The 12,748-nt window shown below is 47.2% G+C and carries 11 protein-coding genes; 2 read left to right on the top strand and 9 right to left on the bottom strand.

What is annotated here, in order from left to right; genetic code table 11:
- Both rpiA and serA read left to right on the top strand, forming a co-directional pair.
- Positions 1-606, top strand: a 606-nt coding sequence (gene rpiA / locus ABNS04_RS11350; RefSeq protein WP_348671504.1) for a ribose-5-phosphate isomerase RpiA, incomplete at its 5' end; no start/stop codon positions are given.
- Positions 607-1,836, top strand: coding sequence for a phosphoglycerate dehydrogenase (gene serA, locus ABNS04_RS11345; protein WP_272978358.1), 1,230 nt, complete (start codon positions 607-609; stop codon positions 1,834-1,836).
- On the opposite strand, the gene phoU is transcribed toward serA, so the two are convergent.
- The 9 genes from phoU to ABNS04_RS11300 form a co-directional block, all read right to left on the bottom strand.
- Positions 1,833-2,555: a phosphate signaling complex protein PhoU gene (gene phoU, locus ABNS04_RS11340; RefSeq protein ID WP_006956334.1), complete on the bottom strand. Its 723-nt coding sequence runs from the start codon at positions 2,553-2,555 to the stop codon at positions 1,833-1,835. The two genes, serA and phoU, sit on opposite strands and share 4 nt — an antisense overlap.
- Before the next feature lie 11 nt (positions 2,556-2,566).
- Positions 2,567-3,382 (bottom strand): phosphate ABC transporter ATP-binding protein PstB, encoded by an 816-nt coding sequence (gene pstB / locus ABNS04_RS11335; protein WP_272978359.1) that lies wholly within the window; start codon positions 3,380-3,382, stop codon positions 2,567-2,569.
- Between the two features lie 27 nt (positions 3,383-3,409).
- Positions 3,410-5,071: a phosphate ABC transporter permease PstA gene (pstA, locus tag ABNS04_RS11330; protein WP_272978360.1), complete on the bottom strand. Its 1,662-nt coding sequence runs from the start codon at positions 5,069-5,071 to the stop codon at positions 3,410-3,412.
- Positions 5,072-5,093: 22 nt separating this feature from the next.
- Positions 5,094-7,367, bottom strand: a complete 2,274-nt coding sequence (locus tag ABNS04_RS11325; RefSeq protein ID WP_272978361.1) for an ABC transporter permease subunit — start codon at positions 7,365-7,367, stop codon at positions 5,094-5,096.
- 63 nt (positions 7,368-7,430) lie between these two features.
- Positions 7,431-8,414, bottom strand: a complete 984-nt coding sequence (locus ABNS04_RS11320) for a phosphate ABC transporter substrate-binding protein PstS family protein (RefSeq protein WP_006956338.1) — start codon at positions 8,412-8,414, stop codon at positions 7,431-7,433.
- 106 nt (positions 8,415-8,520) lie between these two features.
- A complete protein-coding gene (phoR, locus tag ABNS04_RS11315; protein WP_006956339.1) occupies positions 8,521-9,828 on the bottom strand; it encodes a phosphate regulon sensor histidine kinase PhoR in 1,308 nt (435 codons plus the stop codon).
- Between the two features lie 9 nt (positions 9,829-9,837).
- Complete coding sequence (gene phoB, locus ABNS04_RS11310) at positions 9,838-10,524, bottom strand: phosphate regulon transcriptional regulator PhoB (protein WP_006956340.1); 687 nt, start codon at positions 10,522-10,524, stop codon at positions 9,838-9,840.
- Positions 10,525-10,622: 98 nt separating this feature from the next.
- Positions 10,623-11,552 carry an AEC family transporter gene (locus ABNS04_RS11305; protein ID WP_287830410.1) on the bottom strand — a complete coding sequence of 310 codons (930 nt, stop codon included), beginning with the start codon at positions 11,550-11,552 and terminating at the stop codon, positions 10,623-10,625.
- A gap of 68 nt (positions 11,553-11,620) precedes the next feature.
- Positions 11,621-12,553 (bottom strand): porin, encoded by a 933-nt coding sequence (locus ABNS04_RS11300; protein WP_348671501.1) that lies wholly within the window; start codon positions 12,551-12,553, stop codon positions 11,621-11,623.
- Between the last annotated feature and the right edge of the window lie 195 nt (positions 12,554-12,748).

Raw genomic sequence — 12,748 nt, 5'->3', positions numbered from 1 at the left:
GGCGCTATCGTCGGCGTCGGTACTGGCTCTACTGTTAACTTCTTTATTGATGAACTGGCTAAGATCAAAGACGATATCGAAGGCGCCGTCTCAAGCTCCGACGCCTCAACCGAACGGCTAAAACAACATGGCATTGAGGTTTTCGAACTGAACAACGCCCCCGAAGTTCCTGTTTATATTGATGGCGCTGACGAAATTGACGAACACGGTCAAATGATTAAAGGCGGTGGTGCCGCACTTACACGTGAGAAAATCGTCGCTGCGGTTGCCAAAAAGTTCGTCTGCATCGCTGATGAAAGCAAATTAGTCGGTCGACTGGGTACATTTCCGTTGCCCGTTGAGGTGATTCCTATGGCACGTTCCTATGTTGCGCGTGAAATAGTCAAACTCGGCGGCGATCCTGTTTGGCGTCAAGGCGTGACCACCGACAACGGTAACTGGATACTTGATGTGCACAACTTCGATATCCTTAATGCCGTTGAACTCGAAGAACAACTGAACAATGTCGTCGGTGTTGTCACCAACGGACTCTTTGCAGCCCGTTCTGCCGATGTTGCCTTACTGGCAACCTCAGAAGGTGTTAAAGAGCTGACTTGGGGAAACTAAATGGCCGTTACATCACTCGCAAAAGACAAGATTAAAGTACTATTACTCGAAGGTGTCCATGACAGCGCAATCGAGTTACTTAAGCAACAAGGCTATGACCAGCTCGAAATCCTCAAAGGCTCACTCGACGAGGATGAGTTGTGCGAGAAAATCAAAGACGTACACATGATTGGTATCCGCTCGCGCACGCAGTTAACTGAGAAAGTGTTCGCTGCGGCTGAAAAGCTTATCGCGGTTGGATGCTTTTGTATTGGTACTAATCAAGTCGACTTAAAAGCCGCACAAAAGCACGGTGTAGTCGTATTCAATGCACCGTTTTCAAATACACGCAGCGTCGCTGAATTGGTGCTAGCCGAAACCATTATGTTGTTGCGTGGAATTCCGCAAAAAAACGCACAAGCGCATAAGGGAGGCTGGCTGAAGTCGGCCAACCATGCGTATGAGGTGCGCGGAAAAGTGCTTGGTATCGTCGGTTATGGTCATATCGGTAGTCAACTGAGCGTATTAGCGGAGCAGCTCGGTATGCAGGTTATCTATTACGATGTCGAGACCAAGCTACCGATGGGTAACGCGCGCTCTATTAAACGCTTAGATGAGCTACTCGCTAAAGCCGATGTGGTGACTTTGCACGTACCAGAAACACCTTCGACTCGCTGGATGATAGGATCAGACCAACTGGCCAAAATGAAGTCAAATAGTTTGTTGATTAATGCCTCCCGCGGCACCGTCGTCGACATCGAAGCACTTGCTGAGGCGTTAACCAGCGGTCATTTAGCTGGAGCCGCTATCGACGTATTCCCAGTGGAGCCTCAAAGCAACCAAGACCTCTTTGAATCACCGTTATGCGGTATCGAAAACTGCTTGCTGACGCCGCATATTGGCGGCTCGACCGTTGAGGCACAAGAAAATATTGGTATCGAGGTCGCCGGTAAGCTGGTGCACTACTCTGATAACGGCTCAACACTGTCGGCGGTAAATTTCCCAGAAGTTTCTTTACCACAGCACGCAACCGCTCGCCGTTTACTACATATCCACAAAAACCAACCCGGTATGATGAACGCGATCAACAGTATCTTGAGTGATTTTGAGATTAACGTAGCGGGCCAGTACCTACAAACAGATGAAAACGTTGGTTATGTTGTGATGGATATTGATACCGACAATGGCACCGAATTGCTTGATAAAATGAAGGCAATTCCGGGCACGATCCGCGCCCGGCAGCTGTTCTAAGGGGCTCTGTCACCTTTGACTGTGCGCTCAATGCTCTCGGGCGAGACATGGCGCACATCTTTTCCTTTGACGAAAAAGATGATGTATTCGGCAATATTTTGGCAACGGTCACCCATGCGCTCAAGCGAACGCGCGGACCACAACACATTCATAATTTTAGGAATCGAGCGCGAATCTTCCATCATGTAAGTCATCAATTGACGTGTCAGTGCCTCATACTGACGGTCTGCCTGCTCATCTTGGCGGTGTACCTCATACGCAGCATCAAGGTCCATCCGGGCAAATGCGTCGAGTACTTTACGTAGCATGGTCAAAATTTGATGACCTAAATTCTCTAAGCTGACCAGCAACTGCTGTTGATCATTACTGAAGCTTTCCTTCGCCACTTTAGCAATGCGCTCTGCTTCGTCACCAATTCGTTCTAAATCAGCAATCGTCTTAATAATGGCAATAACTAACCGTAAGTCACTGGCCGCAGGCTGACGTTTGGCAATAATGTGCACGCACTCTTCGTCAATTTGGACTTCGAGTTTATTGACCTTGTGGTCATTACTCAGGACCTTTTCCGCTAATTCAACATCAGCGGTTTGAATCGCCGTAATGGCGTCGCTTAATTGTTGCTCGACCAAACCACCCATACTCAATACGCGGTTACGCACGGCTTCCAATTCCTCGTTAAACTTATTGGAAATGTGCTTACCCATGTTTAATTTATCCATGCCTGTACTCCTTAACCGTACCGTCCAGTGATGTAATCTTCCGTACGTTTTTCCATGGGCGTGGTAAACAACGTGTCGGTGTTGGCATATTCAATGAGCTGACCCATATACAAAAATGCGGTCTGGTCAGACACACGCGCCGCTTGCTGCATGTTGTGCGTAACAATCACAACGGTATATTTTTGCTTTAAATCGGTGATGAGCTCTTCAATCGTCAACGTCGAAATAGGGTCCAACGCTGAGGTCGGCTCATCTAACAGTAAAATTTCCGGCTCAATCGCGATCGACCGAGCAATGACCAAGCGCTGCTGCTGACCACCCGATAAACTGAAGGCACTCGCATTCAGTCGGTCTTTTACCTCATCCCATAATGCCGCCCCTCTGAGTGAGCGCTCGACGGCTTCGTCCAGTACACGGCGATCTTTAATGCCTTGCAAACGCAAACCATAGACCACGTTCTCATACACCGACTTAGGAAAAGGGTTTGGGCGCTGGAAAACCATACCAATACGGCGTCGTAACGCAGCAACATCCACGCCCTTGTCATAGATGTTTTTACCGTGCAGTAAAATATCGCCTTTAACTTTGCAGTTCTCAACCAGATCGTTCATGCGGTTGATGCAACGCAGTAAGGTCGATTTACCACAGCCAGATGGACCAATGAATGCAGTGACACCGTGTTTAGGGACACTCATCGAGATATCGTGCAACGCACGATCTTCTCCATAGTATAGACTCAAATTTTTAATTTCGAGTGCGCGCTGATCGTCTGTTAAATTCGCCAAGTCTAATTTTTCGCTGCCATTATTTGGACTAACCGAAATCATCAATGCTGCCCTTCTATTGCTAAGTGATTATTGCTCAAGTGCACGGTATTTCTCACGTAAGTGATTGCGCACACCGATGGCCGTGAGGTTGAGTCCAACAATCACAGTAATCAGTAAAAACGATGTCGCATAAACTAACGGGCGCGAAGCCTCTACATTAGGACTTTGGAAGCCGACATCGTAAATATGGAACCCTAAGTGCATAAATTTGCGATCTAGATGGAAGTAAGGAAAGTTGCCATCAACCGGAAGCATTGGCGCAGATTTAACCACCCCAACCAACATCAACGGTGCCACTTCGCCTGCCGCGCGAGCCACCGCAAGAATAAGGCCGGTCATTATTGCCGGAGACGCCATAGGTACGATAATTCGCCAGATGGTTTCCCATTTAGTCGCACCTAGTGCCAACGAGCCCTCACGTAAGCTACTTGGAATACGCGCAAGCCCTTCTTCCGTCGAAACAATCACCACTGGCAAGGTTAAGATCGCTAAAGTAATCGCAGACCACAGCACGCCCGGCGTACCAAAGGTTGGATTGGGTAGTGCTTCTGGGTAAAACACTTGATCAATGCTACCTCCGACCATGTAGACGAAAAAGCCGAGACCAAAAACACCATAAACAATCGACGGAACACCCGCGAGATTAATCACGGCAATCCGAATCAGCTTGGTCACTGGATTTTTGCCTGCATATTCGTGCAAATAGACTGCCGCGACGACGCCAAAAGGCGTAACAATCACCGACATCAACAGCACCATGAATACGGTACCAAAAATTGCCGGAAAAACACCGCCTTCGGTGTTCGCTTCACGAGGTGGCTCGGAGACAAACTTACCAATTTGTTGGAAAAAATGACCGATCTTTGCAACTAAATGCATGTCGTTCGGGAAGTTAACATCCAACACGCGGTACAACGGCACAGCAACCGCTTCGCCCCGAAAATCTTCGACAATAAGCGTATCCCGTGCGGCTCGATCACGAATCTCAAACAACGCTTTTTCTAACGTTTGGTATTCCGCTTGTAACCGCTCTCGCTCCGCTTCAAGGCGTGCCAAGGCCTGCTCAGTTAATTGTCCTTCAAGCTTTAAGCGGCGTTCCTCTAAGCCTAATTCGCTCAACTGATAGTTGATCCGGCCAATTTCATCTTCCTGTAGCGCTTGTCCCTCATCGTGCAGTTCGACTGCGCGCTCAACACGATCGAATAACACCTCGCGAAAATCGGCTTCTTCATACCCAGCGATTCGCTCACCTTGTTGCTCAATCGCAATGATACGGCCATAGAAATTTCCGTCTTTTGTACGTTCAATGATCGCCATATCAGTGGGTGTTTTATCTTCAACAATAGTTGGCTCGACCACCCAAGTGAAGTCCAACGGCACATACTCGCGGTTACCGATTTTCATCAAGTAACGTGTAATCAGTTCACCTTCGCTCGCATCGACCTCAACACCTGATTGCCGGACACGGTCAATAGGTACTTCTTCGCTATCATAGATTTCGCCGATAAGCGTTCGTGTCTCGCCCGATGCTGTTTCGATGGTCATTTGATGAATCGCTGTCGGCCAAAAAAATGATAATCCACGCCAACCAATCATTAACACTAAGCCTATAACCGCCACCAAGCTCACACTCACCGCGCCAGCCGTCAACCAAATCCAAGGCTTTCCAGTTCTAAACCATTGCTTCATGAGTAACCTCTAACTGTCAGCCCTACATCGAACTGTATTTGTCACGTAACCGTTGACGGACAAACTCGGCGATGGTGTTAAAGAAAAACGTGAAGATGAACAACACGAATGCGGCTAGGAAAAGAATGCGATAATGCGAACTTCCCACTTCGGATTCGGGCATCTCGACCGCGATGTTGGCTGATAAGGTGCGCATACCCTCGAAAATATTCCAATCCATAATCGGTGTGTTACCTGTCGCCATAAGTACGATCATAGTCTCACCGACAGCGCGTCCGAGCCCCATCATTATCGCTGAGAAGATTCCGGGGCTTGCTGTCAGTAATACGACTTTAGTCAGCGTTTGCCACGGTGTCGCACCGAGCGCTAATGAACCATTAGACAAGTGCTTAGGAACACTAAAGACGGCGTCCTCTGCGATAGAAAAAATGGTCGGTATCACCGCAAATCCCATGGCTATCCCTACCACCAAAGAGTTTCGCTGATCAAAGGTAACGCCTAACTCATTGGTCAAATAGCCGCGTACATTGCCGTCGAATAATACGGCCTCAACCCACGGACTCATTGAAAAGGATAACCAGCCAACGAATAACACAAGCGGCACGAGAATTAACGATGCACGCCCCTCACCTAACGTATTACGCAATTGGGACGGTAATAACTGCCAAAGTGCAGCGAAGCCAATAATAGACAACGGTGTTAAGATAATCACCGCCAGCACACCGGGCAAATAAGCTTCAATAATCGGTGCTAACCAAAGTCCCGCCAAGAAACCTAGAATAACCGTCGGGAGTGCCTCCATAATCTCAACAGTCGGTTTAACCACTTTACGCACTGAGGGCGACATAAAGTAAGCCGTGTAAACTGCAGCCGCTAAACCAATGGGCACGGCAAACAACATGGCATAGAGTGCAGCTTTGATCGTACCAAACGAGATCGGCACTAAACTAAATTTAGGCTCAAAGTCGTCCGAACCCGAAGTTGACTGCCAGGTATACGAAGGCTCTGGATAACCTTCATACCAAACCTGTTCCCATAATCCGCTCCACGTCACTTCCGGGTGTTCATTACTCAATTTGAATAATGTTAGCTCATTACCGGCTTCAGCTAAGAGATGGTTAGCACGCGGATCGATCGTGATCATTTGTGTTTCTCGGTTAGGCAAAGCCTCATGATAGAGGTCCGCCTCAGACGTCGTATGAAATACATTCAGCTTGCCATCGTGGGTCACCGCATAAAATGTACGACGATAGTCCTCGACTTCTAAGTCAACAATTTGTCCGCCGGCATCAAACTGGCGAATGTACTTAAACGTTCGTCCTTCGTCAGTGGGCACTTCAAACCATTGTGAGATAACACCACTTTCATGGGTGACCAATACGGTGGCGGCACCGGGCATCAAGTGTAATGATTGCGCCTGGCCAAACTGCCGCCCGTTAAGCGTGATCACTTGGCTTTCACTCACTGCACCGGACATGCTGACTGAGTAAACCACAATTCGGTTATTAATCAGTGCAAAAACTTTATTTAAATCGGGCGTAACCGCAATATCTCGTATCGAAGCGGTCATTTTACGTTGTTCATATTTAGGTGTGAGTGATATCTCACCTGTCAAAAAGTTTTGTTCTGCTGCAAACTTTGTAATCAGTAACGTATCAGCACCAGTGACTGCCGCCATCAGCATACCTTCGCCATCCGTCGCATAAGCCAACTGCTCAAGTGGACGTCCCTGCTCATCGACTTGCAACGGTTGTTCATTATTGAGTACCTCAAAGCGCGGCATAATCAGTCGTTCGACTTGACGAGTACCCTGTGTACGAGCCGTCTCTGGAAAAGTGACGCTGAATTTGGGCTGCACAATAAGGGCTTTCCCATTATCTAACCCATAGACAAACTGCTGATTAACCGGTAAAGAGCGCGCGAAACTAGTAATTTTGCCTTGCGGCACTAACATACGTTGTTCAATCACATCGCCGATTTTACGTTCTGAAAAGGTATTATCTTGTAAGGCAAAAAACTCACCTTTGCCGGATGCGCCAAAGCGATAACCAATTTCAGCCTGTTCTTCCATTCCCAGAGCCAAAGTTTGGTCATTGGCTTTAATGTCAAAGCTATGCATCGGCTTGACCGAAGCGGATTCAAAAATCGGTTGCACGACATAAAGCAAATAGAAAAATATAAGCAACAGCGCAACCAGCACCAAAACACCACCGGTGGTAACACCGACACGTGCCAGCCTATCTTTTAATAAGCGCGCCTGACTCGCTTTTAGTTGCTGCTCTGTTTGCCTGTCCATACCTTTCCTATTAACGTGTTAAGCCAGCGCATGGGCGCTGGCTATTTAACTGAATAACACTGTTTATTCTGCGTTATGCAAACCTAATTTTTTAAGCTCAGCATCCACGATAGCGCGGGGCAATGCAATATAACCGTCCTTGTCGACAATAGCTTGTCCCTGCTGAGACAAAATCATCTTTACGAACTCAGCTTCAGCTTTACTTAACGGTTGGTTCGGGTGCTTATTCACATAAACATATAAGAAACGAGCTAAAGGATATTTACCCGCCAAAGCATTTTCACGGGTTGCTGAGACAAACTCGTGACTGTCGCCACGGGCAATCGGTACCGCGCGAACGCCTGAGGTGACGTACCCGATACCCGAGTAGCCTACTGCATTCAGCGACGTTGAAACCGATTGTACAACGGAAGCAGAGCCAGGTTGTTCGTTTACATTGGCCTTAAAGTCACCGTCACACAGCCCCGCTTCTTTAAAGTAGCCATAAGTACCTGACACCGAGTTGCGGCCGTACAACTGCAAATCTTTACTCGCCCAATCGCCTGTTAAGCCGAGTTGACCCCAGCGAGTGATAGGCTCTGGAAAACCACATTTTCGTGTCGAAGAAAAAATACCATCGACTTCCGCAATCGACAGACCTTTAACCGGATTATCCTTATGAACGAACACCGCCAGCGCATCGATCGCGACACGAATGGGTGTCGGCTTATAACCGTGGCGCTTCTCAAATGCTTCTATTTCTTTGGACTTCATGGCACGGCTCATCGGTCCAAAGCTCGCTGTACCTTCAGTCAGTGCCGGTGGTGCAGTCGAAGAGCCCGCAGCCTGAATTTGAATGTTTACGCTAGGGTACATGCGTTTAAACTCTTCACCCCAGAATGTCATCATGTTGGCTAAGGTATCAGAGCCTACCGAAGATAGATTGCCGGACAAGCCCGACACTTTCTCGTATTTTGGTAAGTCATCCGTCGCGTGTGCAGGACTCATCAGTGCCATCATCACACTGAGGCCTAAAAGCTGTTTGACTGCCTTGTTGAACTTGTTCATGCTGTTTGTCCTCACGTGACTTTCACAAAACCAGTTGACCGTATTTTCAGCAGTTTATGAGATTTGTGTGACAGTTTAATGACATTTATGACAAAAAAAAGTCACTTTAATGACGTTTGCCGGTGACTCTGAGTCCAGCAGGTAAACGGAACCAAAAGCGCGACCCCTTGCCCAAGGCACTATTCACCTGTAGCTCACAGTTATGATGTTGCAACGCTTGTTTAACAATAGAAAGACCTAAACCGGTGCCGCCGCGCTCACTGTTTCTATCCTTGTCAACACGATAAAAGCGTTCAGTCAGCCTTGGTAAATGCTCCGAGGCAATCCCCGGCCCAGTATCTTCGACACTGAACTCAACCTCACTCCCGACCATTTGCCAAGTGACCCGAATATCACCCCCTTCTTGGTTATAACGAATGGCATTGGTAATGAGGTTTTGCATTGCACTCCGTAACGCATCCTCTTTGCCGTAAACTTTAACGGGCGCCACATCAAAGTGAACATTAATAGATTTTGTTTTAGCTAATTTTTCCGCCTCAGTTTGCAACTGTTGTAGTAATGAAGGTGCATCCACTACCCGTTCAAAGACATCATGCGATGGTGTTTCCATGCGAGAAAGCTCAAGCAGTTGATCAATAAGCAATCGCATACGCTCACTTTGACGTTGCATCTCACCCACCGCTTTGGTCATCATTGCCGGCGGAGTCATCGCTGGGTCCTCAACCATTTCAAGATACCCTTGCAATACCGTCAGAGGTGTTTTTAGTTCGTGCGAAACATTCGCTACAAAGTCTTTACGCAGATTATCCAATTGCTTAATTTGAGTGACATCGCGTGCGACTAAGAGATATTGATCATCACTGTAAGGCATTACCCGAATCTCAATATCTAACGAGTCGCGGGCAGGTGAGGGAATTGTCAGCGCTTCTTCAAAATTACCTTTACTCAGGTAACTAAAGAATTCGGGATGACGGATTAAGTTTGATAGGCGCATACCCGCGTCATCTGGCCATTTAAGACCAAAATAGAATTGCGCGAGTTGGTTACTCCATAACAATGAGCCATCACGTCGAAACACAATGGCTGCATCTGGAAGCGCTTCGGCTGCTTCACGGAAGCGACGAAGTAACTGAGCTAACGACCGACGCCGTTGTTGGCTACGACGCTGGTTTCGGTAAATCCCGTCGTAAATGTAAGACCAACTGCCTGGCGCCGTGGGCGGCATTAAGTTACGGCTATTCCAGAGCCAATCGGTCAATTTTTGCTGATAATAATAGTGCCATATCAAAAGGCCTGCCATGGATAGCGACATCGCTTGCCAAAAGATGCCCAATATGGCACCAATAATGGCAAAAGGCACTAGATAGAGAACAAGCCCCTTAAGTGCACCAAAACTGCTGTATTCTCTATCCATAACCTTCTGTTACCGGCTTGAAAAGCGATAGCCGACGCCACGAACCGTCTGGATCAAACGATCGTAACCGTGCTCATGTAACGCTTTACGCAAGCGACGAATGTGCACATCAACGGTGCGATCTTCTACATAAACATTGGTACCCCAAACTTGATCGAGTAGCTGCTCGCGGCTGTATACACGCTCCGGATGCGTCATAAAGAAATGCAACAGTTTAAACTCTGTTGGTCCCATATCGATACTACGATCGTGCGTAGAAATACGATGTGAAACAGGATCAAGCTTTAGTCCCTCTATCTCTAAAGGTTCATCCAAGACGGTCGGCGCAACGCGACGGAATACTGCGCGCATCCGTGCCATCAGTTCCTTGGGCGAGAATGGCTTTGTAATGTAGTCATCGGCACCCACTTCGAGTCCACGCACTTTGTCTTCTTCCTCGCCGCGCGCAGTGAGCATAATAATTGGAATGTTACGCGTGAAATCATCACTCTTAATTTTCTTGGCAAGCTGAATACCTGAACCGCCCGGTAGCATCCAGTCTAACAGCACCATATCGGGATAGGGCTCTGCGATTTTGGCAAGACCACTGTCATAGTCCTTAGCCTCCACGGCTTGATAACCATGTTGCTCCATGACAAAACTCAGCATTTCGCGAATAGGTGCTTCATCTTCTACTATGAGAATTCTACGCGGCATTGATTGGTTTCCTGACTCGTTAAACTATGCGACATAGTATTAACAATTATTATGACAGTTTTATTAAACTAGGTCACTTTTGTGACATTGTCACGCAGTCATGCCAACCACTGCAGTAATTGATGTAATAACGGTAAAGTGATGAATGCCAACAAGATACCGTAGCCCACCATAGCGGCCGATAAGATCGGTGCCAAACCAGCCATGATGGCAACCGCGCCCGCCGTTATCATGGGCGGCATTGCGGCTTCAAAAATAGTGACTTGTACCAAAGTCGATTCAATGCCCGTGGTCGATGCTAATACCAATAATGTCACCGCTGGCATCACCAGTAATTTAAGCAATAAACCGACGGTGAGTGGCGTTTTGCTGCCTTTTGGCAAACGAAATTTTAGCTGGAACCCAACAGCCACCATGATGACAGGCACCAATGTAACCGCCAACGACTCAGTTAGCACCGAGAACACCTCAGGGTAAGCCATATCTTTGATTATTAGAGCGATTATCAGCGAAATGAACGGTGGAAACAGCACGATTTTCTTGATGATATCCACAATGCGCGGACGTTCTGCTGATTCCCCAGCAGCAAGTGGACGGTACAGCGCTATAATAATTGTCGAATAAATAGCTAATCCAAAGAACGAGCCAAACTGATCGTAGAGCAACCCATATACAATCGCATCACTGCCATAGAACGCCTCAATCATCGGAAAGCCAAAAAATGAGGTATTACCTAGCGGTACACAAATCAGCAGGGCACCGGTGACTTCCCGCGACCAATTAAACCAACGACTTAGCAGCAATACCATAACGGCACTCATTGCCAGCAGTAGCCACGGGGTAATAATTGGAATAATGAGATCGGAAGAAAAGTGTAAGTCAGGAATTTTGGTAAAAATAACACCGGGTAAAGCGGCGTAAATGACGTACAAGTTGAGCACTTGCGCAGTGTTATCAGGGAACTTCCCAGCGCGTTTAATCACCACACCAATCAACAAATAGATGGCAAGTACAATAAGATTCGTCATGACGTCACTCGATTATCTGGCTCAATAGATAGAGCAGCCGAAGAGTAGCTGCTCATCGCGCTTCTATCTTACCAAGAAAAATCGTGACGTACACCGATAGAAAGGTAGTCTTCTGTTATCTGCTGCTGAATATCGCGGTTACGAGCGGTGTAAAAGGCAAACAAACGTGTGTTATCACCGAGGTAGTAATCACTGCCGATAGAGATCGAATGATCTCGCTCATCATCTTTAATAACTTGATACTGAACCTTAGGCACCCAAGCGCCATAGCGTTTAGCGGCACTGACCAACACGCCCTGAGCACTGATTATGCCATCCACTGACTGGTAATCTTGAGCTGCAAAACCTAACTTGAAATCATTCACCTTAGTGGCGAAAGAGAATTGTACGATGTCAAAGCCTGCCACCTCATTATCAAATGCTAACGCGGCATAAACGTTACTCTTTTTGAGCTTTTCATCCCCGTAAATGAGGCCAAACGATTGACCGTCGTCTACACTATCATCGTCCGAAAATACGTAGGTAAAGCCCAGTTTGAAACCTTTATAAGCGGGCGAGTAATAAGTCAGACTGTTATCAGCGCGAACTTCACCTTCGAACAAGTACTTAAGGTCTGCGGTATAGTCTTTGAACTGGTCAATAGCGCCTTGAGAGTCTTTCAGGAAGGTATCGTAACGGCCCAGCATGACAGTACCAAAGTCGCCACGTAAACCAACGATTTGATTACGGTCACTGATAGAGTCATCTTCATCAAAGCCTGCGAGGTCTACGCCCCACTCAAATTGATAGAACACTTCAAGATTATTATCGAGCGACTGCTGGCCTTTTAAGCCAAAGCGTGAAGAGTAGCTTTTGACTTCCGTATCATCTTGGTCCGCAATATCGCTGTATAACAAGCCGACGTTGGCACGACCATAAACAGTAAGCGCATCACTGTTATCGTCAGCGTATGCGCTTACCGAACTGCACACCAGTGCTGCATACATAAAATATCGAAACATAAAATCCACACGATTGTTTCAGTTATTAATCGTAGTTTACGGACTTCTTGGGAAACTACGCCTAAAAATGAACGTTTAGTTAAAACACCGTGTAGATTTTATTACAGTTTTCTTACTTTATGTACCTTTTATTGCAAAAGCGTGACTAATTCATTGCGGTTTCGTTAACACGCGCTTGATAGTCAACTTGGCTTT

The sequence above is a fragment of the uncultured Idiomarina sp. genome, assembly GCF_964010655.1.
GTDB classification, from domain to species: domain Bacteria; phylum Pseudomonadota; class Gammaproteobacteria; order Enterobacterales; family Alteromonadaceae; genus Idiomarina; species Idiomarina baltica.
Note: the sequence above shows the minus strand (reverse complement) of the source record. Positions and strands in the feature narration are given on the sequence as shown.